The sequence below is a fragment of the Bremerella sp. JC817 genome, assembly GCF_040718835.1.
Lineage (GTDB): Bacteria > Planctomycetota > Planctomycetia > Pirellulales > Pirellulaceae > Bremerella.
The window spans coordinates 273,875-299,786 of record NZ_JBFEFG010000274.1; the positions used below are offsets into that span (position 1 = coordinate 273,875).

Genomic DNA, 25,912 nt, shown 5'->3' on the forward strand with positions numbered 1-25,912 from the left:
TACCGATCCGGTGCAGAGAGATCAGGAAGAGGCGTGCGTGGAAGCAGATTTCAAAGCGGCAAGCTCCGCCTCGAGCGTGGCGACTTGCTGGCGAAGCTGATCGACCTCCGAACTTTCGGAAGTCGATGCTGAAGAGAAGGGGAGGTAGGCCCAGATCAAGGCGAACGGCCATAGGATTCCGCCACAAGCCAGCCCGATCCAACTGGCGACGTTGATCGCCTCGGCATGGGGATGGCTGCGAGCCTTCGCGACTTGGCCTGGGAGCGAGCCAAGCCCAACGATCACCGCGACCACGACCAGAGACAAAAGCCCCATGACGAACCAGGCAAACAGCGTAGCAAAGTCCATTCAGGCAACCTTTCTTCAGCAGTCATTCGTGCCGCGATCCCTTAGTTCCGGTCAGTCTAGCAGAGCTAAATCGCGATTAAAGCAATTTGCCTGAAAGCAGCACGGCCCGGCTGGGTGGCCGATTTCCGATGGGATCTCGGGATGCAAGCTGAACCAAAGTCGCTTTGGAAGAGTACTGATCTTCGTGCCTCCCCCCGGCGGACCAGGGCCATTTGGGTTCTCCATTGCGGCAAATGGGGGAAATCGCTAAGGTTCGCAGCACAGAGCCCCGGATGTGGCTCTATTTTCTCGGAGAAATCGCGTGATCTCGAAATTCTCGCCAATTCGACTCGCTCCCACAGCTCGTCTGCTGCTGGTGATCGTTGCGCTGTCGCCTCTGGTGGGCTGTGCCGGCCTGGCGAGACCGAATTGGTCCAATCCAGGCACTGTCGAGCAACAGCGGCTCCGTGCTCTCCACAGCGATCCTTATCCCGATACCGATGCTGGCCCGGAAATGGTCGGCGTTCGGCCTCGAGACTTCAACAAGTCGCTGCCTGAAGCGGTCAAAAATCAGCCATACAGCTTCCTCGATCCCTACGGGAACCCCGCGTTTTAGGCAGGTTGGGGGCCGCTCCCCATGGGCGATTGCGGACTCGGGGCGTATCATAGAGCCATTCGCCTAAGTCCTTTTTTCGCAGTCAATTGGCCCTATGCCTGGTTCATCGTCATCGTCTCCCCTCGTCCGTTTGCACAAAGTCCTGGCGGAAGCCGGTATCGGTTCGCGCCGGAAGTGCGAAGAGATCATCCAAGAGGGACGCGTCGAAGTCGACGGCGAGTTCGTCACCGAACTGGGCACCAGCGTCGATCCGAGCACCCAGAAGATCACCGTCGATGGCAACCGGATCCGCACTCGCCGCAAGCAATACTTCGTGCTGAATAAGCCGGTCGGCGTGGTCAGCACCAACTTCGACCAGGAAGGGCGAACCCGCGTCGTCGATCTTCTGCCCCCCGACGAACGTTTGTTTACGATTGGTCGCCTTGATCGCCAGAGCGAAGGCTTGATCATCGTTACCAACGACGGCGAACTGGCCAACGTGCTGGCTCATCCACGCTATGGCGTGCCGAAGACCTATCACGTCGAAGTGGCCGGTGTTCCGTCGGTCGAAGAAATCAAGATGATGCGCAGCGGCGTCTACATCGCCGAGGGCATGGTTCGGGCCGAAGAATGCCGCTTGAAACGCAAGCTCAAGAAAAGCGCCATCCTGGAAGTGGTGCTGCGAGAAGGCAAGAACCGCGAAATCCGCCGCATGATGGCCAAGGTTGGCCATAAGGTACTGCGTCTGAAACGGGTCGCCATCGGGCCTTTGAAGTTGGGCGAAGTTCCCGCCGGAGCTTTCCGCGAACTGACGCCGTCTGAAGTCAAATCGCTGCGAGCCAGCGCCTCGCCAGACGCGGCCTCTGCCAAGCCTCCGAAACGAAAATCAGCTACCCGCAGTTCAAGTAGCGGCGGCTCGTTCCAGGCCGGCGGCAAACGCGTGACCAAGAAGGGTGCCGTTGCCCGCGGCGGGAAAAAGAAAAAGAAGAAGGCCCCCACCAAGTCGGCTCAACCGACCGAATCGCGTCGTGGCCAGGGCCGAGCCGTCAAGCAAAAGAAAGCATCGCGCGACAAGCAGATGCGTCGGAAATAAGCCAGAGAGAAGGATTGGAAGCCGATGTCCCAGTTCCAATTTCAAGCGACCTCGATCGTTGAAAACGTCCAGATGGCGGCCCGTATCTATCGGGTTCGCTTTGAAGCCCCTGAGATCGCAGCCAAGATCCAGCCAGGGCAGTTCGTCATGGTGCGTGTTGCCAACTGCTTCGATCCACTGCTCGGCCGGGCCTTCGCCATGTACGACGTGATCGCCGGCGAAGACGGAACCCCTAAATACGTCGACGTCGTCTACCAGGTCCACGGCAAACTGACGACTCGCTTGAAGCAGATGGAACCTGGTCAACAACTGGAAGTCTGGGGTCCGCTTGGCAACGGCTTCACGATCCCTGAGACCGATCACTTGATTCTGGTTGCCGGCGGTATCGGCCAGACACCGTTCCTGGCGGTCGCCAAGCAAGTGCTGGGCAAGCAGTCGTACGGAGAAGGGGAGTTCACCCAGAAGCCTCCGCAAAAGGTTACCCTTTGCTACGGTGCTCGCTCGGCGGTTGATTTGGCGGGGCTAGAAGACTTCGAGGCCACCGGCCTGGAACTGAAGATCTGCACCGATGACGGTTCGACCGGGCATCACGGCCTGGTAACCGACCTTCTCGATCAAGCGATTGCCGAGCGAATCGGCGCCCCGCAGGTTCTGTGCTGCGGACCCGAGAAGATGATGGAAGCGGTCAGCAAGCTCACCGCCGAACGCGATGTGCCCTGCCAGGTTTCGCTGGAAACACCGATGGCTTGTGGCATCGGGATCTGCTTTACCTGTGTTGCCCCAGTGCTGCAGGAAGATGGCAGTTGGGACTACAAACGAACGTGCGTCGAAGGACCAATCTTCGACGCATGTCAGATTGCTTGGGAGCACGCCTAGAAGCGTCCGCCAATGAGAAACGTCCAACCAGAGTCAGGGCTGGACGTGCGTTAACTGGGGCGTCCATTGGGCACCCCAGCTTGTTTCTAGACGCAGTTATCTAACAACGGCCTGACGGCCGGAGATAACTTAGGCCGAAGCCTTCAGCTTGGCATTCTTGATGTGCTGCGACAGACGCGACTTCAAACGCGAAGTGGTCTTTGGGTGCAGAACACGCTTGGCACCAGCCTTGTCCAGCTTCTTCACCGTGGCGCGGAACAGTTCTTCAGCCTTTTCGAAGTCAGCAGCCGTAACGGCTTCTCGAACCTTACGGATCGAGGATCGAAGCGAGGACTTTACCGCACGGTTGTGAGTACGGCGAACCACATTTTGGCGAAGACGTTTTTGAGCGCTCTTGGTATTAGGCATGATTGAACCGGGTAGACGGAAACGAACAGTCCTTTGTCAGACTCTTACTGGAAGCTAATCATCATGCCGGATTTACCGGAGTTTGTCTAGCCGTCGAGAGACATCTTTGTAATCCGCGTCCATTTTCTGCAGGCGTTTTAAATACGCGGTCGCCGAAGTCCACTCTTTTAGCCCCTGGGCGAGCACCCCGGCCCGATAAAGCAGAAGCTTCAATCGTTCGGAACTCAAGTTGTCAGCATAGTTTAGGGCTTCTTCATAGATCTCCATCGCGGTGACGTACTTCTTCCGGGCCTGCAAACACTCTCCCTTGCCCAGGTAGCAAATTGCTAAAAGTTTTTCATCCGCTTCGCAGACTTCATCAAATAATTTCTCCGCTTCCTCGAAGTTCCCGACCCGTTTGAGCCGTAAGGCCAGCTCGTATTTCAGGCTGACATCTCCCGGGTGACGCTCGGAGCGCTTGTTGTAGACGTCGAGTTCGAGCCGACTGAGGTCGTTCTTGGCGGTCTCGACAAGCTCCAGGACCTGCGGCGTGGCGTTCTCGGCGGCCTGCTGTTCGGCCATGCGGTACCGATGGCGAGCCTTGCGAATCGAGACATCCTCTCGCTTCTCGATCAATTCCATCGATTCGCCGAAGTGGGAGAAGGCTTCTTTGATCACCTTATCGGCCTCGAAGAACTTCCCTTCGTCGCACCAGAGGTCGATAAGCTTCATGTAATTTTCTTGCGAATCGGGATCGGCCTCGATCTTCGCTTTCAGCTTCTGCTTCTCGTTGAGCTCGATCTTCATCGCCGGACGCTCTTGGATACCGTCCGATTCTTCGCCATTCTGAGCAGCCGGGCGACGGCGGATTTTCGCAGCGTCGGCAGGATCGATCCGGTTGGTCACCGTCGCGAGCCCTTGGGCCCGGCGCTCGCGGTCGATGGTTAATTGCGAGATCATCTTGTTGGCTTCGTCGTCGCCACGCTTCTTTTCTTCGATGAAGTGCCAAAGCGAGATTGCCTGGTCAAATTGGCCAACACGCCCCAGATAACGGGCACAGTGACGCATCACCTCCATATCGCCAGGCGAACCATCCATGGCGTTTTTCATGTAGCGGAGGCCCACTTCGTGGTATCGCATCGCCTCGCAGGCATCGACCATCCCCCGCAGCGTGACACTGTCGTAGGGATTCGACTTCAGCAGTTCGACCCCTTCGGCCAGGACTTCCTTCCACTTCTTCGCAGCCAGGGCCTTCTTAAAGCCGCTTTTGCTACCGAAGCCTGAGAACAGCGAGCCCTTCTTTTTGCCTTTGAACTTACGGTCGAGATTTTCCAACATCTTCTCGACGTAGAACAGGTTCGCTGGGTCACCTTTGCAGCACTCGGCCAACAAACTGTGGGCATAGTCGAAGTCGTACTTCGGCTTGCTCATCAACTGGTTTGCGTGATCGAAAAGCTGCTGCAGACGCTTTCTTAGCGCTGGCGAGACTTCGTAGTCGGCTTCTTCCGAGATCGAAAAACTTCCACCGTCAGACATAGGGCTGGCCAAATCGTTCGGACATGCATGAGGAATTTTTATTGTGTCTGCCACGCACAATAATCCGTTAGTCCTATTGTATCAACCGCTTCCGTTAAGGCGCCAATTGGTTTTAAATTCATAGAAACGCATCGCCGACTGACGGCACACCTTCCTTTGAGGGACGATCGTGGCACCCACCCCAGAAGAATCGCCGACTCCGCGACCCGGAACTGTTTACCTGGTCGGTAGTGGCCCTGGTGACCCTGGACTGATTACGCAGCGCGGCTATTTCTGCCTGCAGCGTGCCGACGTTGTGCTGTACGACTATCTATCCAACCCGGAAATTCTGCGTTTTGCTAACCTGGTCGCGGATGAAATGCATTGCCTCGGCAGCCACGCCGAACGAAAGATCTGGACCCAAGATCGGATCAACGCCGAAATGATCCGCCATGCCCAAGCCGGCAAAACCGTTGTTCGCCTGAAGAGTGGCGACCCAACCGTTTTCGCCAGGGCCGGGGAAGAGATCGAAGCGCTCCGCGCCAACAACATCCCCTTTCAAGTCGTGCCTGGCATCACCACCGCATTGGCCGCGAGTGCCTATGCCGGCATTCCGTTGACCCACTCGGACTATGCCTCGGCAGTCGCGTTTGTGACCGGTCACGAGAAGCCTGGTAAGGATGGCTCGGCGATCGACTTTGGTGCGCTCGCCAGCTTCCCAGGCACGCTGGTCTTTTACATGGGCGTCACAACCGCTCCGCAGTGGTCGGCCGCTTTAATCGAACATGGCAAGTCGCCTGATACTCCGTGCGCGATCGTTCGTCGCTGTAGCTGGCCTGATCAAGAAACGTTCCGCTGCACGCTGGGCGAGATCCCCAACTTGTTGCATTCCGGCTCGAAGATTCGTCCGCCGGTGATCACGGTTGTGGGCGAGGTCGCGGCCGATCGGGGCATGCCCAACTGGTTTGAAGAACGTCCGCTGTTTGGTCAATCGTTTCTGGTGACAAGGCCGTCGTCGCAAGCGATCGACTTGCACTATCCACTGGCGGAAGCTGGCGCGGAGGTATTGCTGCAACCAGCGATCGAAATCAACGATCCCCACGATACGCAGCCGCTCGACGAAGCGTTGCAGCAACTGAAATCGTTCGACTGGATTGTCTTCTCCAGCGTGAACGGGGTAGCCTATTTCCTACGCCGCTTGCGAGCGATCGGCCTCGACTATCGAGCCCTTGGGCACGTGAAATTCGGGGTAATTGGCACCGGAACGGAAGCAGCGCTGCGGTCGTTTGGATTTCGTGCCGACGTGGTTCCGGAAGAATTCCGAGCCGAGTCGCTGGTCGATGCCTTGGCCAACGAGGTCTCTGGAAAACGTGTTCTATTGCCACGAGCATCTCGTGGTCGCGATGTCTTGCCGGAAGGGCTTAAGTCGTACGGGGCGGACGTGACCGAGGTGGTCACCTATCAAAGCGACGACGTCGTAGAGCTTTCATCGGAGGTCCAGAAACGTTTCGCAACAAAGGGGATCGATTGGGTGATTGTCACCAGCAGCGCGATCGCCAATGCCACGGTGGCCTTGCTGGGAGAAGAGATGAAGAAGAGTAAGCTCGTGAGCATCAGCCCGATTACCTCGAACACGCTGCGCGAGCTCGGCTTCGAACCAGTTGTCGAAGCCAAGACTTACACCATGCAAGGAATCGTCGACGCGATCCTCGAACATGTCGCGTCGACCGCGGACTAACGCTGGTAGATTGGCAAGTAGCCCAGATCCAACTGCATCATGATCAAGTTGCAAGCCGTGACGTAGATTGGCCCGATGCTGGTTTCGTCCCAGTAGCCTTCGTTGTTTTGCTCGACCGTGATGCGGTCGTACAAACGATTGCGGAACGTATCCCACAGGCTCACATCGTTGGAGCCTTCGCGGTAGACGACCTGCGAGTAGTACAGGTACGAGTAATGCCAGTGGCTGAAGCTCTGGGCCTGCGATTGGATCTGGTAGAGGTTCTTCTTGCAGTAGTCGAGCATCTTCTGCACGACGTCTGACTTCGATTCGCCTGCGTTCTGAAGGCAACAGATCGAAGCCGCCGTGATTGCCGGACGCGAAGTCCCTCGGTTCTTCGAGCTGTACGAGATCCCGCCGTCCGGGTTCTGACAGTCGTAGATGTACTTCTTCGCGTTCTCGATCACTTCCGAAGGAACCGGGATGCCGGCATTGCGGCAGCCGCGAAGTCCTTGGACCTGGGTGATCGTCGTGGAACCTTCGTCGAAGTCGTTTCCGTCCTTCGCACTAACGTAGCCCCATCCGCCCGATTTGGTCTGGGCCGAGACGCTGAACTTGACCGCGTTGGTCAGAATTTTAATGAGATCTTCACGTCGGTCCGAGTCTTCTTCTTCTCCCAGGATCTGCGAGAGGAAGAGCATCGAAAAGCCGTGACCGTAGGTGTAACGGTTGTCGGTGACCGGGTCGCCAATCAAACCATTGGGTCGGGCCTTCGAAACGAGGAACTCCACCGCTCGGCGGAGGTTCTCGGAGTAGGGGCCCTGCATGGTGGTCGAGCCAGAGGCACATAAAGCGGTGCCAGCCAGGGCGGTCATTGCGGTGGGATAGTTCGCCGCGGTCCAGTGACCTAAGCGAGACTGGGTTCGTTGAACCCACGCCAGACCTTTCTCAACACAGGCTTCCCATGTGCGGCGTTGTGAATCGGAAGGAGGGGCACCCAACAACGGAGGCGTCATGGCTGCGGCGGACAAGCCACCCAGCATTCCCAACATACTTCGACGATTCAGGTTCACCATTCGCTAACTCCTTTGATTTGCTTAGGCTTCCTACTATTTTCACAGCCAAAACGAATCGCGTAAAGGAAAGTTTCATAATAGCGATGGGGAAGAGGCGGGAACTCGCACGATTTTTCGGAACAGATCCCGCAATTTGGGGAACGTGTAGTGGGGCTACTTCTGTTCGCGGAACGTAGTGAACGCCAGGAAACCGAGAATTCCGGCGCACACGATGAACGAGATGTCCATCATCCAGCTGACGCCACCAAAGGGAACACCGGCCAACAGATCGAGCGCAAATATCAAGAGTAGGAGAACGGCGACACCCATTCCCACAATCGTCAGCGCTTTCGGCATTGGCAACTCCTGGAGCAAATCAGCGATACGCTACGGTTTGAAAAGACAAATTTTGACCAATTTATCCAGTCCATCCAGTATACCTCCCAGAAAGGCAATGTCACCTAGAGCGCCCAGTCGGCATAAAACAGGGTAGGTGATCGTCTTGCTTTCAGGTTCCAGATGGTGTCGGGCGATCGGAAAAGTCTTTAAATTGATACTGAACCGCCCTGGTGAAAGATGGTCTAATTTAAGTCGTAACTATATTTCCTACAAGTCTTTTGGTCGATCATAAAAGAAGATTTTAATGACGTTTTCCAATGATTCCCGGTGGCAATCTTTTCGCGAAGCGATGCCTGTTACCCGGAAGTGGGCCTATTTCGATCACGCCGCAGTCGCTCCGCTGCCGGGTGTCACGGCCCAAGCAATTCAGTCTTGGTGCGACCAGGCAGCCCAAGAGGGGGATGTCGTTTGGCTCGACTGGGAACGTGCCATCGAGGCTACCCGCACCGCCGGAGCCCAACTGATCGGGGCCACGACCGACGAGATCGCGCTGGTTGCCAACACGACCCATGGCATCAACCTGGTGGCGGAAGGGCTCGACTGGAAGCCTGGCGACAACATGGTGGTGCTGGGGAACGAATTCCCCTCGAACCTTTACCCGTGGCTCCACCAGGAATCGAAGGGGGTCGAGATTCGCGTGATCCCGGTTGATGGGGTCGAGCCCGACTTCAATCGCATTGCCGAGGCCCTCGATAGCCGCACCCGTCTACTTTCGATGAGTTGGGTCAGCTACAAGACAGGTTGGCGGATCGATCCCAAGGCGGTGGCCCGAATGGCGCACGATGCTGGCGCGCTGTTCTTTCTGGACGCGATTCAAGGGATGGGTGTCTTTCCGCTGGATGTGCGTGATGCCGATATCGACTTCCTGGCGGCTGACGGTCACAAGTGGATGCTTGGGCCGGAAGGTGCCGGGCTGTTCTATGTGAAGAAGGAACTGCTCGACGAACTGCATCCGGTCGGCATCGGCTGGAACAGCGTCGCCGGTCGCACCAATTTCGATAAAACCGATCTCACGTTCCGCGAGAGTGCTGCCCGGTATGAAGGGGGTTCGCAGAACATGCCCGGCATGATTGGCCTCGGCGCGAGCCTGCAGTTTCTACTCGATCAGGGCGCCGGCCCGCAGCAATCGGCCGTGGGGGAGCGCGTTCTCGAGGTAACCGACGCCATCTGCGAAGCACTGACCAAGGCAGGGGCCCATGTCATTTGCAGTCGGCAAGGGGACGAACGTTCCGGGATCGTTCCGTTTCAGGTCCCTGGCAAACTTCCCCAAGCCCTGCGCGCCGCCGGCCAGAAGATCGGCGTGAATTTCAGCGTTCGTGGTGACTTCGCTCGGGTCAGTGCCCATGCTTACAACAATCAGGCAGATCTCGACCGTTTGCTAGAAACGCTGGACGCTGTCGATTAAGCTTCAGGCAATCAAGTGTGCACGACTCGACGGGAAGCGTGCCTCAACAAACGAGCCCAACTGGACGAATTGGAATCGCAGATGGTCGACTTCTCGGATCGTGAAGAAGTATTTGCCGAAGTCATCCCGAACAAACCGATGCGTCCCGCCAAGGTGACGGTGATCGCGGTGGTAGGCATCATCCTGGCGGTCATTTTACTGTTGGGCTGTATGGGCAGCATGCCAGGGATTCTCATGCAGGCGTTCGCACCTGATGCGTTTTCGATGGATGCGACCGACGCCGACCCGCAGCTCAAAGCCCAGATTGAGATGCAAGAGAAAATGGCTGAGGTTACCCGGAACCACCTGCCGTTGCTCATTGGCCTGACTTTGTTTTCATTTCTGATGGGTGTGTCGCTGATGTATGGCAGCATCCAATCGCTACGGAAGGACGAGGCCGGAACATACCGTTTTCTGGCGAATGTTTGCCTGGTCGGGATCATCTACACGCTGATCAATGCCGTGGCGACCACGATGCTGCAGATGGCCAACTGGCATGCCATGGAACAAGCCTTGATGACCTTACAGCAGAACGATGCCAAGTCGCAGATGTTCCGCACGATCATGTACTATTCAATCGTCGTGGGCCTCATCTTTGGCCTCGTTTATCAACTGGGGCAACTGATTTACTTCAGCTTGGGAAAATGGATCCTGAGCTACCATGCGTCGACTCTCGCATCACAAGATTAAGCCCACGTAAGTAGTTTCCAATTCTGAAAGACTTCCATGGCGGATGGCAATCGAATCGCCGTTTATGTTGGATCGTTCGATCCGATCACTCTGGGGCACCTGAACCTAATCCAGCGCAGCAGCAAGTTAGTCGACAAGCTGATTGTTGGCATCGGTATCAATGCCGAGAAGACCGGGCTGTTCAGTCCGACCGAGCGTATTGACCTGGTCCAGCGAGTTACGGCCGACATGCCGAATGTCGAGGCCCAAACGTTCGATGGCCTGGCGGTCGAGTTTGTCCGCAGCGTGGGCGCCCATGTGATGATTCGCGGGATCCGCCCCCTGACCGACATCGCCGGCGAGTTCACGATGATGATGGCCAACCGCAAGCTCGACAGTGGGATCGAAACGATCTTCCTGATGGCGGATGAAGAATATGGCCACGTTTCCAGCTCGCTGCTGAAACAGATCACGCCACTGGCCAACGACGAACAGCTCGAGAAGTTCGTGCCGTCGTCGATCATCCCAGACCTGCGGGCAAAGCTAACGCGCTAGATCGTCCGGCCAGGCAAGGGAAGGGGACCGGCGTTACCAGTCCCGTTCGACATGCAAAGAGTCGTCGGCGGAAGCCTGGTTCTGGCGAAGGGCCTGCTGCGCTTGCTGATGCAGAATTGATCGGCGACGTCGAATCATCTGCTTCATATCGAAGCTGGTCATCCCGATCGAAGCCCCAACCTTGGTCAGCACTCGCTGCTCGTTAGCACAGATGTTGCCGTCGGCCAGTGCCATGTCAATCATCCGGATCAGCCAATATTTGCCGATGCCAAAGTCCCCAGGCTTGGGTGCCTCCAGTTCGTTTCGCTTCGCAGCGAGGCACATCTCTTTTAGCTGTTGGTTGGTGATTTTGAATTCCGCCGCCAACGACTTGAGCTGATCGACTTCGCGTGGATCGAATTTGCCGTCCGAGGCTGCGACGACCACCACCCAGGCAAACATGTCGACCGAACGCATCCCATCGGTCCATTCTTTTAATTGCAGCGTTCGAGCCCGCATCAGGGCGTCGACATCGTATTGACTCAGTCCAATGGCCAAGGCGGTCGCGTTGAGTAGCTTTCGCTCCCACTCTTCCAACCGGCCATCGATCAAGCAGACATCGACCATCGCCGAAAGCCAACGCTTCACCAGCATCGGATTCAAATCTCGCAGATGTGCCCGATCGAGCGGCGTGCGTGATTTCATTCCTTGGATCAGCACTTCGCGAGGAATCTCGCAGGCCCGAGCGACTTCCAGGATGAATCCCTGGGCACTCTTTCGCGAAACGTTCAACTCGGTCGAAATCACGCCAATCAAGCGGCATAGTGTGACGTCGTCTTCGCGAACATGAATATCGGGCGTGGCACCATCGATCTGGATCCCTTCCATCTCGCTTTTGGTGAATGCCGGCATCGTCTGGTCAACGACGATTACGCGTTTGAGCTGGGTGTCTTCGTCGTATTCCGAGGTCATGACGGCCACCTTCGGCTCGATTCCCTCGTACGCTTTCTTGCGAAGCGCCAATGCCGCGGTCGATGTAAACGGAAGGATATCGGCCAAGGTCCATTCCAAGGCACCATCGTTCAGCACGGTATGGCAGAACTCGCAGGCATGCGACGCGTTGTTCGATTCAGGAGCACCACACTTGGGGCAATGCGAACTGGTAATGGTTCGCTCGATGCGGGTCATCGTGCCATGTTGCCGCACCAGAACCATCATCGAGCTGAATTGCACCGGATCGCGTTCCAGCTGGAAGTCACCACGCTTGTCGACCGTCCCCCGAAGTGCGGTCCAGCGAACATGCATCAGTGCCTTATCGAGCGGTGCTTCTGCGATCACGCCGGAAACGTCGGCTGCCAGAATCTTCGGCTGCAGAAAGATCATCCGCGTGCCGTTGGCATCGGGCTGCAGTTTCTGGGCATACGCTTCGCAAAAGCGATCGGTGGCGACCTTGCCCAGCGGGTCGATCGTTCCGATTCGGTCGGCCAGAAATTTGCGGAAGAAGATCACGCTCGCTCGATCTTCCAGGTAGTGCGAACTGAAGCCTTTGTCTTGCTTGATCCAGTAACGGGTCACACTGCTCATCTTGAAAGGCTTGGTCACCTTCCAGGAAGAACCATCCGAGATTTCGGACAGCACCCAGTCGTGCTCGCCGGAACGGACCATACTGTCGCAGGCAGGGCATTTCTCCCACTGGTTCACCGAAACATCGGCACCGCAGTTGGGACAATTGCCATGGATCGAACCGAAGTCGCCCGAGCGGGTCTTCGCACCGCGACGGCGTAAAAAGGTCCAGACTTCGCTGATCGGCTCAATCTCGTCCAAGGCAATCGAGGCCTCGGCATGCTTCATCTGGTATTCGCGATGTGCCTTGCCGACGATCCGCAGCGAGATCACCTCGAAGGCGTTTTCGTTGTTCTTCGCGGAACTGACCTCGACCGGAACGATCTCGGTGAGTTCGAGCTTGTCGGTCTTGCGATATCGCCCGAGGCTTTCTTCTTCTTCCAAACGAAAGATCACACGCTGGTAAATTCCATCCGACATAAAAGCTCGGATGTCGTTCAGATCGCGGCTATCGACCGCTTTCTCCAGTTCGATGAATGCCTTGCCGGCCGCGGCACAGAAGTTCTGTAGATCGAAGTTCGGGTCGGCCTCTTGAATCGCTTCGAGAGCTTGATCCATCTGGTCCATTCGGGCACGTTTGTTACCCAGCCGAATCAGCGAGAGCGTCCGAAATCCGCCGTGGAGATGCTCGGTGAGGATGCCCCCCACGATCATTACGATCACCACGACGAAACCGGCAATCTCTCCTCCAACAGCGAGCAGAATGGATTGGACCGGCAGCAGTTCGTACATGGGATCGATTTCGGGGCCAAGGACAAGGTTTGCCGGGGAAAGACTCACCCGGCAATTTCGACATCTTATTCGTCGAGTCTAGAAGAACCTTGGCGAAAAATCGACCAATTCTGCTAATTTCGCTCGTCGCGGTGTTCTTTTCCGCGATCTTGCAGATATCGACGCAGGTACAAGGCCCGTTCGATGTTGCGACCTGCCGTGTCGAGTTCGTTGCCCCGCAGCTTTTGCAGGTGAGCCGGCTGCGTTTCGACAAACAGCTTGTTGATGTCGGAAATGGCCAAGTCATCGATCAGCCCCAAGTTGACGCCCATTCGCACACTCGAAAGCAGGTGCATGGTCTCTTCGCTGCTGATTGTCTGGGCGGTGCACAAGATCCCGTAAGCCCGGCTGATCTTGTCGTGCAGGTCTTCGCGGTTCTGGGTGATCAGGAAGTCGCGAGCTTTGCGTTCGTAGGCAATGATCATCGGCACAACGCCGCTGACCTGACCGATCAGTTCTTCTTCCGACTTACCCAGCGTGATCTGATTGCTGATCTGGTAGAAGTCGCCCATGGCCTGCGAGCCTTCACCGTACAAGCCACGCACCGCCAGGTTGATCTTCTGCAGGCTGCGGAAGACTTTTTCGATCTGGTTGGTGATCACCAGGGCGGGTAAGTGCAGCATCACGCTGACTCGCATGCCGGTGCCGACGTTGGTCGGACAAGCGGTCAAATAGCCGAGTCGTTCGTGGAAGGCATACGTCAACTTGCTTTCCAATTGATCGTCGACTTCGTTGATCTGTTGCCAGGCACTGTGCAGATCGAGACCGCTTTTCATCACTTGAATGCGAAGATGATCTTCTTCGTTGATCATCACGCTCAAGCGTTCGTCGTTGTCGATCGCCACGCTGCGGGCACCTTCGGCCTCGGCATGTTCGCGGCTGATCAACTGGCGTTCGGTCAGAAACTGGCGATCGACATGGGCCAGTTCATCGACGCGAAGATAGTACAGAGCATTGAATCCAGGGATCGCATGCAGGCGATCGTGGACCATTTTTTCGATCGATTTGCGATCCTGTGGCGAGCAGCGGCGAATGAACGGGAACTCGGCCAGGTTGCGAGCCAGACGAATACGACTGCTTATCACGATATCGGACTCAGGCCCGCTACCGCGCATCCATTCGCCAGATCGACATGCCAATTCATTTAGTTCCACGTAAGTCTAACCTTCACTCTCCAGTTACTTGCTTGCCAACGTGAACCGCAGGGAACGGCCCCAGGGCTACGACTGCCCATCCTCAATCTTACGGATTTCATCCCGTATTTGGGAAGCACGCTCGTAATCTTCCTTTTCAACCGCCGCTTTCATGTCGTTGTGCAGTTGAATGAGCCGTGTCTGCTCTTGCGAGGTTTGCTGGTGATGCTTGGGATGCTTCCCAGCATGCTGACTGTCGCCATGAATGTTGACAATCAGCGGCTCCAGTTCGCTGCCGAAGCAGGTGTAGTCGTGCGGGCAGCCAAGGCGGCCTTGATTGCGGAACTCGTAAAAGCTGATCCCACAGATCGGGCAGACCTGTTCGTCCAGCTTGGCGAGCTCTTTCGCCGTGTCGGCCACCTTCAGTTGATGATGCAGCATACCAGCCAGCGACGGCTGAATGGGCGTACCACCCGAAGGATTATTCGTCAGGTACGACTGCGCGCACTGCTCGCACAAGTGAAGCTCGTGCGGCTTCTCACCGGTTAACTCGGTGATGTGAAACGTGGCGGGCTTTTCGCATTGTTGACACTTCATGACGAAAAATCGCCTCCTTCCACCCCAAATGAAACTGCTGGATTGCCTGCGGGTTGACCGGCTTGTCCAAGTTGGCCCAAGGCGATCAACGTAAATCCAATTCGCAATTAGAGATACTGCGACGGGATTATTCTGGATTCTATCGACGCCAAGGGGGGTGTCAAGATTAGACGTCATGCCGTTCAATGTTACCGGAGCCCGAAACGACTGCCGCGTGAACTTTTACGACGCGGCACGGGTCTCCTCCAACGGATTGGTCACGTATTACTCCTTGGCAGATGAATCGACTCATGCCGTACCTCCCTGAATTGCCCGAGTTTGAGAAGCTGGCGAATAAGTTCGAAATCATTCCCGTTTATCGGCGATTGATCAGTGATTCGATGACTCCGGTCTCGGCATTCCACAAACTGGACAGTGGCGAGCCCGCTTGCTTGTTTGAAAGCGTCGTCGGGGGAGAGAAGGTCGGGCGATACAGTTTTATTGGGATTCATCCCGAATATCACCTGAGCGCGACACGCGATCAGGTCACCATCCAAAGTGACGCCGGAACCGAGACCTTCACGGCGGACAACCCGCTGGAAGAATTGCGCAAGCGACTCGAAACGGGCAAGGTCGCCCACATCGAAGGGCTCCCCCCGTTCAACGGTGGCGCGATTGGCTACGCTGGGTACGACGTCGTCCGTTACGTCGAGAACCTGCCCAACGCCCCGCAAGACGATCGCAACCTGCCCGATCTTTCGTTTGGCTTCTACAACAACCTGGTAGTCTTCGACAACGTTAGCAAGACTGCTTATGTGATCGTGATGGTGAAATGCCCGAGCGATCAGCAGAGCGACCTGCCAGCCATCTATCAAAAAGCCTGCCAGCGAGCCGACGAGATCGTTGCCAAGTTGACCAAGCACGATCCGACGCTGACCCCGACCGACATCGATTTGACCGGCATCCCCACGATTCCTTATCGTTCCAACTTCACGCCGGAAGACTTCGAAGCCGCCGTCCATAAGTGTGTCGAATACATCGAGGCGGGCGATATTTTTCAGGTCGTCTTCAGTCAGCGACTGGAAGTCGACATCCAGAGCGATCCGTTCGAGATCTATCGAACGCTGCGGATTGTGAATCCAAGTCCGTTCATGTTCTTTCTTCGCACGCCTGAAACGACCCTCGTCGGCAGTTCGCCCGAGATCATGGTCCGGGTCATGGATGGTGTCGTCACCGTCCGTCCCTTGGCCGGAACTCGGCCGCGCGGCCTGACCGAAGCCGAAGATCAACGGCTGGCCGAGGAACTGCTGGCCGACCCGAAAGAACGTGCGGAGCACATCATGCTGGTCGACTTGGGCCGCAACGACGTCGGCCGTGTCGCCAAGTATCGCAGTGTCCAGCTCAGCGATGTGATGGCGATCGAGCGGTACAGCCATGTGATGCATATCACGTCGAACGTCACCGGCGAACTTCCCGAAGGGAAGGATGCGTTCGATGCGTTGGCGGCCTGCCTGCCAGCCGGAACGGTCTCAGGCGCTCCGAAAGTTCGTGCGATGGAAATCATCGACGAAGTCGAACCTCACCGCCGCGGCCCGTACGCCGGAGCGGTCGGCTACATCGATTACGGCGGCAACATGGATACCTGTATCGCCCTGCGAACGATCGTCATCCAGGATGGCACGGCTTATGTCCAAGCTGGCGCTGGCATCGTGGCCGACAGCGATCCGAAGATGGAATACCAGGAAACGCTGAATAAGGCTCGCGGTATTCTCAAGGCAATTGAAATCACCGAACGTCGTTCAGCAGCCGCGAAGGGGAGCTAGTCCGCTTCACACTGCTTTTCTCAACCCGGTCGGCGTGCCAAAATGGAACGCTGGATGAACGCGTGTTCGTCCTCGATTCCTTGCCGAGAATAAAGGCCCCGCCGTTGAGAACCATGATTCACGTTATCGCCACGATCGAACTTGCCCCAGGTACCCGCACCAAGTTCCTCGAACATTTCCATAACCTGGTGCCAGAAGTGCTGGAAGAGAAGGGCTGCATCAGCTACGGCCCCACCATTGATGTCGACGCTAAACTCGACGTTCAAATCGGTCCTCGCGACAATGTCGTGACCGTGGTCGAAGCCTGGGAATCAGTCGAAGCCCTGCACGCCCATCTCGCTGCCCCGCACATGGATGCCTACCGCGAAAAGGTCAAAGACATCGTGGTCGGAATGCAAATCCAAGTCCTGAGCCCTGCTTAGGCCCTACCGATGCGAGACGTCCTGTCGGCCTTGATTGCCAGTGTGCCTCATGGGAAGTCGGCGGCATTTTGCCAGCTGATGGACACCCGAGGTTCGACTCCGCAAAAAGCAGGAGCGGCCATGCTGGTATTCCCAGACGGCCGACAGGTCGGGACGCTTGGCGGCGGCTGCGTCGAAGCGGAAGTCAAACGTCACGCGATCGAACTTCTTCAGACCGGTACACGCAACGTGGTCGAATTCTTGCTCGACCACGATTACGGCTGGGACGACGGATTGATCTGCGGCGGACGCATGGAAGTGCTGATCGAGCCCCTTCCGGCTGGCAGTGAAGTTCGCTTCTTTCGATCGATCATGGAAGTGATTGAATCGAACCACGGCGGAACGTTGGCGGTGGCACGCGATCGCGACGACAGCCAACCCCGGCAATTCGGTCTCACTTTGCTTTCTCCGACAGGGGCGATTGTCGCGACGCTCGGTTCCGCTTCGCTCTGCCGTCAGGCGAAAGCGGTTGCGGAAGATGCCCTCCGGCCATTGGCGACTCGGCCCCTTTCGTATCGAGCCGAAGGAATCGCGTTCGTGCCGATTCTTCCGCGATGCGAACTGTTGATTGTCGGTGGTGGCCATGTCGGTCAGGCGGTCGCTTCACTGGCACAGCAAGTCGATTTCGATGTGACTGTCGTCGACGATCGCCCCGAGGTCGTCACCGATCAGCGATTTCCGACCGCCATGCGACGAATCGCTGGCGACTTCCGCGAGGTCTTGCCGACGCTTCCTTTGCGAGACGGCAGCTTCGGCCTGGTGGTGACTCGAGGTCATAACCACGACGAGATCGGACTTTATCACCTGCTCAAGCGATCACTGGCCTACCTCGGGATGATCGGTAGCAAGCGAAAGATTCGTCTGATTTATGACGACTTGCTAGAGAAGGGGATCACGCCAGAGCAGTTGGCGAAGGTGCATGCCCCGGTCGGGCTCGACATCGGATCGCGGACGGTCGAGGAAATCGCGGTCAGCATCGTGGCTCAGTTGATTGCACACCGCAATGGAGCCAGCTCTTGATGCGTCGTCCTCGTAGCTTTGCAATCATTCCGGCTTGCGGTCAAAGTCGCCGGATGGGAACCGATAAGCTGACACTAAAATGGCGCGACTCTACCATTCTGCAAACAGTCGTCCGGACCTGGCTGGCCTCGGAAATCGATCACGTCTGTATCGTCTTTACGCGTGCTCGATACGACCTGCAAGAGATGCTGGCCGACGTGAATATCGATAAGGCCCTGGTCCCGATTGCTCCCGCTGACATGAAGGGGACCATCCAGGTCGGGCTCGACTTCCTGCATGCGAACTACCGACCGACGCGCTCCGATCGCTGGCTGGTCGCCCCAGCCGACATGCCCACCTTGTCGGCAACCACCATCAACCAGGTTTTGCGTGCAGCGGCCGAGTATCCCCAAAGCATTGTTTTGCCGGTCCGCCAGGGCAAGCATGGCCACCCAGTAGCGATTCCCTGGAAACTTGCGGCAGAGGTCGCCGGAATTCCGGAAGATCAGGGGCTGAATTTCCTGTGGCAGCATCATAAACCCCAGGAAATTTCGGTCGAAGAGCTAGGCCAAGATGCCAACACCCCAGACGAATTAATAAAACTCCGAAAATCTCATAACGCCTGACGTCAGGCGAAGTTGTCCTTCTGCTTGCTTCTCTGCCGTAACTCGCCTACGCTACGAAGTAACTCGAAAGCCTGACGCGGGCCTAATTTAGGCCGCTGTCAGCTACTCCTCACTCGGCGGATGAAGACCTCTCCAGAATGGCATCCACACTCGAATCAGCGCGAAACGAATTCACTCCGCTGTTGGCATCTCCGATGCAGCGCAACTGGTTGACCGCTTTGATGCTGCTTAGCCTGCTGGCGACCACCGGTTGCTCGGGCTGCTTCAAGCCGGCAGAGACTTTGGAAGAACGCGAAAAGCGTCTGGCCAAGGAAGAAACCAAAGACGATTTCGAGCCTCCCAAGCTGAACGTTCTGCCATCCGACGATCGCCGCACACAGCTTAATCGCGTGAAGCCAGGGCATTGGACCAACGTCAGCACGCTGATGAAGGCCAACAACTACGACTTCCGCGGCGAGCTCTTCGCCTCGACGGTCGATTCCGACAGCAACCCGATTCCGATCACCGACACCGACTATTACTTCACGGCGACCCGGCCGATTGCTCTTCCGAAAGGGCAAGACCGCTGGTCGGACATGCTGTTCTATCCACCGCTGTTGGATAAGAACATCTCGCAGTCGCGGCTGTTCGCGTGCGACCTTCGCCCTGTTGCTGGTGGCCGTCCCGTTTTGATGGACCGCCTGGCAGTGACACGCATGCACGCCCAGGAATACTACATGGTGGTCCTCGCGAGTGCTTCGGATCAGTATCAGTTCCTGGAAGCAACCGACGTGATTCGTCCGCTGCATGGCCTGGTATCGGCCGACCAGAGTGCTCCGCATTATCGGCTGGTCCTGCCGAAAACGGTCGATCGCGTTTCAATCCCCGAGAACCCCATGGCATGGACCACCATCGCCTACGTGATCTGGGACGGCATCGATCCGGAACTTCTTTCGCTCGACCAACAGCAGGCAATGATTGACTGGCTGCACTTTGGCGGGCAGTTGATCATCAGTGGGCCAGACTCACTGGATCGCTTGAAACTCAGCTTCCTGGCCGATTACTTGCCGGCAGAAGATGGCGGCAGCATCGAACTGCCCGAAGAACGTTTTGCCGAATGGAACAAGCGGTTCGTCACTGAAGAACACATCTACGAAAACGAAGCCTGGCAAGACGTTCGCTACGAGGTCAAACTGCAAGCAGGCAACGTGCGTGGCTCGGACTTGCAGCTTCGCCCGGAAGCCTCTTACGTCCCGCATACCGGCGACCTGGTGGCCGAGCGCCGCGTTGGCCGTGGTCGAATCGCGGTGACGGCATTTCAGATCCGTTCTCCTGACATCTCGCGGAACTGGAAGAACTTCGACAACTTCTTCAACTCGGTCCTGCTACGGCGGGCACCTCGCGAATTTCGCACCACAGAAGACAACCTTCCATCCAGTGGCTGGAAGGACGACAGCATCAATTTCAACGACCCACGCTGGGTTACGTCGTTACGCTTCATGTCGCGCGACCTGGCCGATATGACCAGTACGCATCGCAAGATCGATGCCGGCGAAATCGAAGTCGGCTCGAAGGAAGCCGCCAGAGCCGAGCAACAACCCAACGAAGAGTGGGAAACCTTTGTCGATGCCAACCAGATAATGCGAGAGCGGCCGAAGCAACTCAATCTGAAGATCGACGAGTTCGCCGGCTTCACGGTCGATGCGCAGGCCGGGATCGGTGGCTGGAGCGACAAGAGCGGTATCGCGGTCGCGGCCCGAGATTGCTTGCGAGAAGCAGCCGGCATCACGATCCCTAGCGGCAACTTCGTTCTGCGAGTCACGGCTGGCTACCTGCTGGTACTCGTTCCGCTGAACTGGTTCGTTTTCTGGCTGATGGGCCGAGTCGAATGGGCTTGGATCGCGGCGCCGATCATTGCGGTTGCCGGAGCGATCTGTGTGATCAAGCTGGCCGAACTCGACATCGGCTTTGCCCGCAGCCGAACCGAGATCGCCTTCATGGAAGCCCATGCCGGCTATCACCGAGCTCACCTCACCCGGTATACGTCGCTCTACACATCATTGAGCACGACCTACGATCTATCGTTCACCGAATCATCGGCGGTCGCCTTGCCGTTTGGCCGCAGCCGCGATGCACGCAGCAACCAGTCGCGTCGATTCGGCGAAGCTTACAGCGAAGTGCACTATCACCAGGATGGTGGCGACGTTCACCTGAGCGGTCTGCAAGTCGCCTCGAACTCGTCGACGATGATCCACAGCGAGTACTTCACTTCGTCGTCCAGTAAGCCGATGTTCCAGTGGAAGGAAGACACGGCCGGCGGCGGAAGCCTGGTTTACTCGGCACCCGAAACGCTTACCGATGTCGGTATCATCCGGCGAAACGAAAAGACCAAGTTGATCGAAGTCGCTTGGGTCGGTGACCTGACGACCGATTCGGAGCAACCAATTCAGTTCCAAGTCGCCAAGTCCAACTGGGAACTCTTCCCGCAGTGGGAAGCTTCGGAAGTTTTGGGGATGAACCCAACTCCAGGTGAAGTCAGTCTGCGTCATTTGCTGAACGCGGTAAAGGACGTGCAGCAGCTCAAGCCAGGTGATACCCGTTTGATTGGCTGGACCTCGGAAGACATGCCCGGCCTGACGATCAACCCGGCATCGACACAGCGAACGATTCGAACGGTGGTGGTCGGCCACTTGAAGCAAGCTCCGCTGGGTGTCCCCGAGCGGGATGCCAACACGCGGCGTTTCCTTGGTCAGGAACCGGCTCAGCTTCAAGCGATGGAACTCGATACCATCGAACAACTCAATTAGTCCCAAGTAAATCGGCCCATCAGCGGGCACCTCGGAATACGCACCCATGATTGAACTGGTCGACTTTGGCAAAGACTACGGCGACTTCACCGCGGTGAAGTGCTTGAACCTGAAGATCGAAGCAGGCGAAATGTTCGGCTTCATCGGTCCCAATGGTGCCGGCAAAAGTACGAGCATTCGCTTTCTAGCTACCTTGCTCAAAGCATCGCGGGGCGAAGGCTTCGTCAACGGGTTCAACGTCGCCCAGCAGCCGATGGATGTGCGTCACAGCGTCGGTTACATGCCGGACAACTTCGGCGTGTACGACGGCATGAAGGTGTGGGAGTTCCTCGACTTCTTCGCGGTTGCCTACAAGATTCCGCGCACGCGTCGCAAGGCGGTGATCACCGACGTGCTGGAACTGCTCGACCTGACCCACAAACGCAACGACTTCGTCAACGGTCTTTCGCGCGGGATGAAGCAGCGTCTCTGCCTGGCGAAGACATTGGTTCACGATCCTCCCGTTTTAATTCTGGACGAACCTGCCAGTGGCCTCGATCCACGTGCCCGTCTGGAAGTGAAAGCTCTGCTGAAAGAGCTTCGCAAAATGGGAAAGACGATTTTGATCTCCAGCCACATTCTGACCGAACTGGCCGACTGCTGCACCTCGATTGGCATCATCGAACGTGGCGAACTGCTGATGAGCGGAAGCATCGAGGAGGTCTATCGACGGATTCGCAAGAACCGCATCATCAACATCAAGTTCGTCGATGGAATGGACGCCGGGCTGTCGATCATTCGCAGCATGCCCGAGTGCGTTGACGTTGATGTCGACCGTGGTCAGGTAACGTGCGAACTGCAAACCGACGACCAAGGGGTCGCTTCGCTGCTGAAGAAGCTGGTCGACAACAAGGTGAATGTCCGCACGTTTGCCGAAAAAGATCCGACCCTCGAAGACGTCTTCATGATGGTGACCAAAGGCCTGGTTACTTAATCGCGACGACGGCAATCGGGAGGACCCCACCGTGCGTTATCTGCTGAAGAAGAAGTTCTGGTCGCTGGGCACGAAGTTTTTCGTCTACGACGACGAAGGCGAACCCGTCTACGAGATACGCGGGAAGTTTCTTTCCTGGTCGGATCAATTCTCGCTGCTCGACCTGGAAGGGAACGTTCTTGCCGAGATCCACAAGCGATCGTTCCAATGGAAGCCTCGCTTCGGGATCTATCGCGACGGAGAACTGTTTGCCGAGATGGTCCAGAATTTCACCTGGACCAAGAAGCGATACACGATCGAGGCTCCCAACGCGAACTATGTTGTGGAGGGGAACTTCTGGGATTACCAGTATCAAGTCGAACGCGATGACGAACCGATTGCGGAGATCGCTTCCCCATTCTGGGTTTGGGAAAACGGCTACGGCATCGAAACGGTCGACGAAGCAGACGATATCTTGGTTCTTTGTGCCTGCCTGATCATCGACCGCGTGAAGACTCGCAAACGAGAAGCGATGCGTCGCAGCTCGGACTGATCATCTCTCTGCTTACATCAGGATAATCTGACCACGTTCGTCACGACGTTCCCATTCGCGGCGGACTTCGCCCAAACCGTACGCGCACAGCTCGAACTCGTGGCTCAGTTTGCTCAGCAGTTCCGCTTCATCATCCGAGTGTTCTTCGGCGGAAAGTTCGCTCGCCTTGGAATAGGCCTGCTTGCCCACCGACCAATAGTTGAGCAGATGATCTTTCTTGTCCGCCTTTTGCATACGCTCGAGGCTCTCCGGATAAACGCCGCTCCAGAAGAGCAAAAAGTCGCCCACGTGTTGGTGGACAGCCCGTTTCGCCTGGCCAATGCGGGCCTCGGCCTCGATCATCATGTCGACCACTTCGGTCAAAGGCCGGCCGGTCAGGCTGCGTACCTTGAAGACCATGTCGCTACGAATGAAACGAGTTAGAAGACCGGTCAGATAGTCGATCAGATCGGTATCGGGAACGCCTAGCTGACCCTGGAAAGTCTGCTCAGTGATCCCCGCAAAGAAGCGATGCATCGGTGTGCTATCATTCTCGGCATGCATAAATGGTTCTCCTCCCGTACTTCAAAGTTCGGTCAGCAAAACCCAGCAGGCAATTGGCGTAAAGCGATCAATCGATGCCGCGATCGGGGTATCGTTCTTGCCCGCTGGTCAAGTTGAGTCCACACGCATGATGGGGCAAATTTGCGAACGGCCAGTGGTTGGCCAGCCTATCGCAAACGCTCTAAAGCTACCTTAATTTCGGCTAATAGTCGGAGTCAAGTTCAGAAATTTGACTAATAGAATTGTAGACCACGGACCACAAAAGGGTAGTTCGAGGCTACAGAATTCCGCGTGATCAGCTTTTCGAGAAGACCGGTTTAGCCGTTTAAAGCGTCCAAAAGCGAGTCGGCGTATTCGCCCACGCCCTGGATCACTTCTTCGGCTGGCTTGGTTTCCGCTTCGCTCAAACGGCGTACGATGGCCGAACCAACGATCACCCCGTCACAGGCATCCTTCAGCATGTGGACATGCTCTGGTTTGTTGATGCCGAAGCCAATGCAGATCGGCAGATCCGACTGCGACTTGAGCCACTGCACGTTCTCGACGATGTTCGACGGCAACTCGGTTCGCTCGCCGGTGATCCCCGCGACCGAGACGTAGTACAGAAAGCCGGTCGAGGTCTCGAGAATCTTCTTGGCTCGTTCCTTCGACGTGGTCGGCGTGACCAGTTGGATCAAGCTGAAGTCTCGTTCGCGGCAGATGGCGGCGAACGCTTCCGATTCTTCCACCAAAAGGTCCGGAACGATCGCGCCTGAAACGCCGGCTGCCTGGGCCATGTCCAAGTACTTTTCCGGTCCATGACGATGGATGATCGCATAGCTGATCATCGTCACGACCGGGCAGGGAAGGGCAGGGGTGACCGAGCCGATCGTATCGAGAATCGACGACAGCTTGATCTTCTTATCCAAGGCCCGCGTGTACGAAGCTTGAATGACCGGGCCATCGGCGATCGGATCGCTGTACGGAATCCCAACTTCGCAAACCGCGGCTCCACGCTTGCCCAGTTCTTTCAAGGCGGCTGCGGTAATCTCCAGCGAAGGATCCCCGGCGGTCACAAATGGAACGAGGGCCTTCTTGTTTTGCTGACGCAGGGTTTCAAATGCTCGATCAACTGCTGACATCGAGAAATCGCCTTGGTAGTTGGTTGCTGGTGGTCTGCCGAAGAATTGAAAACCGGTTTAGTACTGAACGCCTTTGAGTCGTGCGATCTCAGCGGCGTCTTTATCGCCGCGCCCTGACAGGCAGACGAGAACGACCTGATCTTTCGGCATCTTGGCGGCCAGATCCATCGCCTTGGCAATGGCATGCGACGATTCGAGTGCCGGCAAGATACCTTCCGTTGCGGCCAGAGCGTCGAAGCCCTTCATCGCGGCGTTATCTTCACAGCAGGTGTATTCCACGCGTCCGGTTGCCTTCCAGTAGCTGTGCTCGGGACCGACGCCAGGATAGTCGAGACCGGCCGACATCGAGTGAACATCGCAGGTCTGGCCATCTTCGTCCTGCATCACGAAGCTGTAGCTACCGTGCAGCACGCCCGGTTGGCCGTAGGTCAGTGGCGAAGCATGATCGCCAGCATTGGGACCTCGTCCGCCGGCTTCCACGCCGATCAGTTCGACTTCTTTGTCTTCGACAAACGGATAGAACATCCCGGCGGCGTTGCTTCCGCCACCGACGCACGCCACCACCTTGTTCGGCAAGCGGCCTAGGCGGTCGAGGCTTTGCTGGCGAGCTTCATCACCGATCACGGCCTGGAAGTCGCGGACGATGCGAGGGAATGGATGCGGTCCAACGACACTGCCCAGAATGTAATGGGTGTCGTCGACTGACGACATCCAATCGCGCATTGCTTCGTTGATCGCATCGCGAAGGGTTCGCGAGCCGGTCGTCACTGGGCGAACTTCCGCACCGAGAAGCTTCATGCTGAAAACGTTGGGTGCCTGGCGACGAATGTCCTCTTCGCCCATGTACACCACGCAAGGAATGCCGAAGTGAGCACACGCGGTGGCGGTGGCGACACCATGCTGACCGGCACCCGTTTCGGCGATGACTCGCTTCTTGCCCATGCGCATGGTCAGCAAGGCCTGGCCCAGCGTGTTGTTGATTTTGTGGGCGCCGGTGTGATTGGTATCTTCACGCTTCAGCCAGATCTGAGCACCACCACACTGTTCGCTCAAGCGACGGGCGAAATAGAACGGCGAAGGACGGCCGACGAAATCTCGCAGCAGGCCCTTCAGTTCTTCAAAGAAAGTGGGATCCTGAACCGCCTTTTCATACTCGGCGGTCAACTGGTCGAGAGCCTGGGTCAACGTCTCGGGAACATAACGCCCCCCGAACGGACCAAAGCGGCCAGCGAGATCAGGAACATTGCGACTGGCGGTACCTAGACTTTCCATCGGCGGGTCCATGTGTCACGATTTTGGGGAATTGAGTCGCCCTGGGGTGGTTCCCATTATGG

General features: G+C 56.9%; 25 protein-coding genes. 14 read left to right on the forward strand and 11 right to left on the reverse strand.

The window, feature by feature from the left end; all coding sequences use genetic code 11:
• Positions 1–21: 21 nt before the first annotated feature.
• Positions 22–348: a DUF3302 domain-containing protein gene (locus AB1L30_RS15260; RefSeq protein WP_367014291.1), complete on the reverse strand. Its 327-nt coding sequence runs from the start codon at positions 346–348 to the stop codon at positions 22–24.
• Positions 349–649: 301 nt separating this feature from the next.
• Between AB1L30_RS15260 and AB1L30_RS15265 the strand changes: the two genes are divergently transcribed.
• The 3 genes from AB1L30_RS15265 (at position 650) to AB1L30_RS15275 (ending at position 2,891) form a co-directional block, all read left to right on the forward strand.
• On the forward strand, positions 650–943 hold the full coding sequence (locus AB1L30_RS15265) for a hypothetical protein (RefSeq protein ID WP_367014292.1): 294 nt from the start codon (positions 650–652) through the stop codon (positions 941–943).
• Between the two features lie 94 nt (positions 944–1,037).
• Positions 1,038–2,015: a pseudouridine synthase gene (locus tag AB1L30_RS15270; RefSeq protein ID WP_367014293.1), complete on the forward strand. Its 978-nt coding sequence runs from the start codon at positions 1,038–1,040 to the stop codon at positions 2,013–2,015.
• 24 nt (positions 2,016–2,039) lie between these two features.
• Positions 2,040–2,891: a dihydroorotate dehydrogenase electron transfer subunit gene (locus AB1L30_RS15275; RefSeq protein WP_367014294.1), complete on the forward strand. Its 852-nt coding sequence runs from the start codon at positions 2,040–2,042 to the stop codon at positions 2,889–2,891.
• A 129-nt stretch (positions 2,892–3,020) separates the two neighbouring features.
• On the opposite strand, the gene rpsT is transcribed toward AB1L30_RS15275, so the two are convergent.
• Positions 3,021–3,299 carry a 30S ribosomal protein S20 gene (gene rpsT / locus AB1L30_RS15280; RefSeq protein ID WP_367014295.1) on the reverse strand — a complete coding sequence of 93 codons (279 nt, stop codon included), beginning with the start codon at positions 3,297–3,299 and terminating at the stop codon, positions 3,021–3,023.
• Positions 3,300–3,371: 72 nt separating this feature from the next.
• Entirely contained in the window at positions 3,372–4,814 is a 1,443-nt protein-coding gene (locus AB1L30_RS15285) for a hypothetical protein (protein ID WP_367014296.1), read from the reverse strand.
• 169 nt (positions 4,815–4,983) lie between these two features.
• On the opposite strand from AB1L30_RS15285, the gene cobA reads away from it, so the two are divergent.
• On the forward strand, positions 4,984–6,531 hold the full coding sequence (gene cobA / locus AB1L30_RS15290; protein WP_367014297.1) for a uroporphyrinogen-III C-methyltransferase: 1,548 nt from the start codon (positions 4,984–4,986) through the stop codon (positions 6,529–6,531).
• On the opposite strand, the gene AB1L30_RS15295 is transcribed toward cobA, so the two are convergent.
• Together AB1L30_RS15295 and AB1L30_RS15300 are read right to left on the reverse strand one after the other, a co-directional pair.
• Complete coding sequence (locus AB1L30_RS15295; RefSeq protein WP_367014809.1) at positions 6,528–7,526, reverse strand: prenyltransferase/squalene oxidase repeat-containing protein; 999 nt, start codon at positions 7,524–7,526, stop codon at positions 6,528–6,530. The genes cobA and AB1L30_RS15295 overlap by 4 nt on opposite strands.
• A 213-nt stretch (positions 7,527–7,739) precedes the next feature.
• Positions 7,740–7,922, reverse strand: coding sequence for a hypothetical protein (locus tag AB1L30_RS15300; RefSeq protein WP_367014298.1), 183 nt, complete (start codon positions 7,920–7,922; stop codon positions 7,740–7,742).
• 286 nt (positions 7,923–8,208) lie between these two features.
• Here AB1L30_RS15300 and AB1L30_RS15305 point away from each other — a divergent pair, with 286 nt between their 5' ends.
• From AB1L30_RS15305 to coaD, 3 genes are all read left to right on the forward strand, one after another.
• A complete protein-coding gene (locus AB1L30_RS15305; RefSeq protein ID WP_367014300.1) occupies positions 8,209–9,369 on the forward strand; it encodes an aminotransferase class V-fold PLP-dependent enzyme in 1,161 nt (386 codons plus the stop codon).
• An 81-nt stretch (positions 9,370–9,450) separates the two neighbouring features.
• Complete coding sequence (locus AB1L30_RS15310; RefSeq protein ID WP_367014301.1) at positions 9,451–10,098, forward strand: hypothetical protein; 648 nt, start codon at positions 9,451–9,453, stop codon at positions 10,096–10,098.
• 36 nt (positions 10,099–10,134) lie between these two features.
• On the forward strand, positions 10,135–10,632 hold the full coding sequence (gene coaD, locus AB1L30_RS15315; protein ID WP_367014302.1) for a pantetheine-phosphate adenylyltransferase: 498 nt from the start codon (positions 10,135–10,137) through the stop codon (positions 10,630–10,632).
• A 33-nt stretch (positions 10,633–10,665) separates the two neighbouring features.
• Here coaD and AB1L30_RS15320 read toward each other — a convergent pair whose 3' ends face one another.
• The 3 genes from AB1L30_RS15320 to AB1L30_RS15330 all read right to left on the reverse strand — a co-directional run bounded on the left by AB1L30_RS15320 (position 10,666) and on the right by AB1L30_RS15330 (position 14,735).
• On the reverse strand, positions 10,666–12,966 hold the full coding sequence (locus AB1L30_RS15320) for a TIM44-like domain-containing protein (RefSeq protein WP_367014303.1): 2,301 nt from the start codon (positions 12,964–12,966) through the stop codon (positions 10,666–10,668).
• Positions 12,967–13,079: 113 nt separating this feature from the next.
• Positions 13,080–14,120, reverse strand: coding sequence for a protein arginine kinase (locus AB1L30_RS15325; RefSeq protein ID WP_345090823.1), 1,041 nt, complete (start codon positions 14,118–14,120; stop codon positions 13,080–13,082).
• Between the two features lie 105 nt (positions 14,121–14,225).
• Complete coding sequence (locus AB1L30_RS15330) at positions 14,226–14,735, reverse strand: UvrB/UvrC motif-containing protein (protein ID WP_345086191.1); 510 nt, start codon at positions 14,733–14,735, stop codon at positions 14,226–14,228.
• Positions 14,736–15,025: 290 nt separating this feature from the next.
• Between AB1L30_RS15330 and trpE the strand changes: the two genes are divergently transcribed.
• The 7 genes from trpE to AB1L30_RS15365 all read left to right on the forward strand — a co-directional run bounded on the left by trpE (position 15,026) and on the right by AB1L30_RS15365 (position 22,914).
• Complete coding sequence (gene trpE, locus AB1L30_RS15335; RefSeq protein WP_367014304.1) at positions 15,026–16,537, forward strand: anthranilate synthase component I; 1,512 nt, start codon at positions 15,026–15,028, stop codon at positions 16,535–16,537.
• 113 nt (positions 16,538–16,650) lie between these two features.
• On the forward strand, positions 16,651–16,959 hold the full coding sequence (locus AB1L30_RS15340; protein WP_367014305.1) for a putative quinol monooxygenase: 309 nt from the start codon (positions 16,651–16,653) through the stop codon (positions 16,957–16,959).
• 9 nt (positions 16,960–16,968) lie between these two features.
• Positions 16,969–18,018: an XdhC family protein gene (locus AB1L30_RS15345; RefSeq protein ID WP_367014306.1), complete on the forward strand. Its 1,050-nt coding sequence runs from the start codon at positions 16,969–16,971 to the stop codon at positions 18,016–18,018.
• A complete protein-coding gene (locus tag AB1L30_RS15350; RefSeq protein WP_367014308.1) occupies positions 18,018–18,623 on the forward strand; it encodes a nucleotidyltransferase family protein in 606 nt (201 codons plus the stop codon). The genes AB1L30_RS15345 and AB1L30_RS15350 overlap by 1 nt, the downstream gene beginning before the upstream one ends.
• 137 nt (positions 18,624–18,760) lie before the next feature.
• Positions 18,761–21,409: a hypothetical protein gene (locus tag AB1L30_RS15355; protein ID WP_367014309.1), complete on the forward strand. Its 2,649-nt coding sequence runs from the start codon at positions 18,761–18,763 to the stop codon at positions 21,407–21,409.
• 46 nt (positions 21,410–21,455) lie between these two features.
• Positions 21,456–22,382 (forward strand): ABC transporter ATP-binding protein, encoded by a 927-nt coding sequence (locus AB1L30_RS15360; RefSeq protein WP_345086202.1) that lies wholly within the window; start codon positions 21,456–21,458, stop codon positions 22,380–22,382.
• A gap of 31 nt (positions 22,383–22,413) precedes the next feature.
• Positions 22,414–22,914 (forward strand): LURP-one-related family protein, encoded by a 501-nt coding sequence (locus AB1L30_RS15365; protein ID WP_367014310.1) that lies wholly within the window; start codon positions 22,414–22,416, stop codon positions 22,912–22,914.
• A gap of 12 nt (positions 22,915–22,926) precedes the next feature.
• On the opposite strand, the gene AB1L30_RS15370 is transcribed toward AB1L30_RS15365, so the two are convergent.
• The 3 genes from AB1L30_RS15370 to trpB all read right to left on the reverse strand — a co-directional run bounded on the left by AB1L30_RS15370 (position 22,927) and on the right by trpB (position 25,850).
• Positions 22,927–23,457 carry a hypothetical protein gene (locus AB1L30_RS15370; protein ID WP_345086206.1) on the reverse strand — a complete coding sequence of 177 codons (531 nt, stop codon included), beginning with the start codon at positions 23,455–23,457 and terminating at the stop codon, positions 22,927–22,929.
• A gap of 317 nt (positions 23,458–23,774) precedes the next feature.
• Positions 23,775–24,578: a tryptophan synthase subunit alpha gene (trpA, locus tag AB1L30_RS15375; RefSeq protein ID WP_367014311.1), complete on the reverse strand. Its 804-nt coding sequence runs from the start codon at positions 24,576–24,578 to the stop codon at positions 23,775–23,777.
• Between the two features lie 57 nt (positions 24,579–24,635).
• Entirely contained in the window at positions 24,636–25,850 is a 1,215-nt protein-coding gene (gene trpB / locus AB1L30_RS15380) for a tryptophan synthase subunit beta (protein WP_367014312.1), read from the reverse strand.
• Positions 25,851–25,912 lie beyond the last annotated feature (62 nt).

Coding starts and splice junctions, on each gene's coding strand:
- trpB (WP_367014312.1), bottom strand. CDS start 25,850: ATGGAAAGTCTAGGTACCGCCAGTCGCAATGTTCCTGATCTCGCTGGC.
- coaD (WP_367014302.1), top strand. CDS start 10,135: ATGGCGGATGGCAATCGAATCGCCGTTTATGTTGGATCGTTCGATCCG.
- AB1L30_RS15340 (WP_367014305.1), top strand. CDS start 16,651: ATGATTCACGTTATCGCCACGATCGAACTTGCCCCAGGTACCCGCACC.
- AB1L30_RS15295 (WP_367014809.1), bottom strand. CDS start 7,526: ATGACGCCTCCGTTGTTGGGTGCCCCTCCTTCCGATTCACAACGCCGC.
- AB1L30_RS15260 (WP_367014291.1), bottom strand. CDS start 348: ATGGACTTTGCTACGCTGTTTGCCTGGTTCGTCATGGGGCTTTTGTCT.
- trpA (WP_367014311.1), bottom strand. CDS start 24,578: ATGTCAGCAGTTGATCGAGCATTTGAAACCCTGCGTCAGCAAAACAAG.
- trpE (WP_367014304.1), top strand. CDS start 15,026: ATGCCGTACCTCCCTGAATTGCCCGAGTTTGAGAAGCTGGCGAATAAG.
- AB1L30_RS15285 (WP_367014296.1), bottom strand. CDS start 4,814: ATGTCTGACGGTGGAAGTTTTTCGATCTCGGAAGAAGCCGACTACGAA.
- AB1L30_RS15345 (WP_367014306.1), top strand. CDS start 16,969: ATGCGAGACGTCCTGTCGGCCTTGATTGCCAGTGTGCCTCATGGGAAG.
- AB1L30_RS15370 (WP_345086206.1), bottom strand. CDS start 23,457: ATGCATGCCGAGAATGATAGCACACCGATGCATCGCTTCTTTGCGGGG.
- AB1L30_RS15360 (WP_345086202.1), top strand. CDS start 21,456: ATGATTGAACTGGTCGACTTTGGCAAAGACTACGGCGACTTCACCGCG.
- AB1L30_RS15310 (WP_367014301.1), top strand. CDS start 9,451: ATGGTCGACTTCTCGGATCGTGAAGAAGTATTTGCCGAAGTCATCCCG.
- AB1L30_RS15350 (WP_367014308.1), top strand. CDS start 18,018: ATGCGTCGTCCTCGTAGCTTTGCAATCATTCCGGCTTGCGGTCAAAGT.
- AB1L30_RS15305 (WP_367014300.1), top strand. CDS start 8,209: ATGACGTTTTCCAATGATTCCCGGTGGCAATCTTTTCGCGAAGCGATG.
- AB1L30_RS15300 (WP_367014298.1), bottom strand. CDS start 7,922: ATGCCGAAAGCGCTGACGATTGTGGGAATGGGTGTCGCCGTTCTCCTA.
- AB1L30_RS15325 (WP_345090823.1), bottom strand. CDS start 14,120: ATGCGCGGTAGCGGGCCTGAGTCCGATATCGTGATAAGCAGTCGTATT.
- rpsT (WP_367014295.1), bottom strand. CDS start 3,299: ATGCCTAATACCAAGAGCGCTCAAAAACGTCTTCGCCAAAATGTGGTT.
- AB1L30_RS15275 (WP_367014294.1), top strand. CDS start 2,040: ATGTCCCAGTTCCAATTTCAAGCGACCTCGATCGTTGAAAACGTCCAG.
- AB1L30_RS15270 (WP_367014293.1), top strand. CDS start 1,038: ATGCCTGGTTCATCGTCATCGTCTCCCCTCGTCCGTTTGCACAAAGTC.
- AB1L30_RS15320 (WP_367014303.1), bottom strand. CDS start 12,966: ATGTACGAACTGCTGCCGGTCCAATCCATTCTGCTCGCTGTTGGAGGA.
- AB1L30_RS15330 (WP_345086191.1), bottom strand. CDS start 14,735: ATGAAGTGTCAACAATGCGAAAAGCCCGCCACGTTTCACATCACCGAG.
- AB1L30_RS15355 (WP_367014309.1), top strand. CDS start 18,761: ATGGCATCCACACTCGAATCAGCGCGAAACGAATTCACTCCGCTGTTG.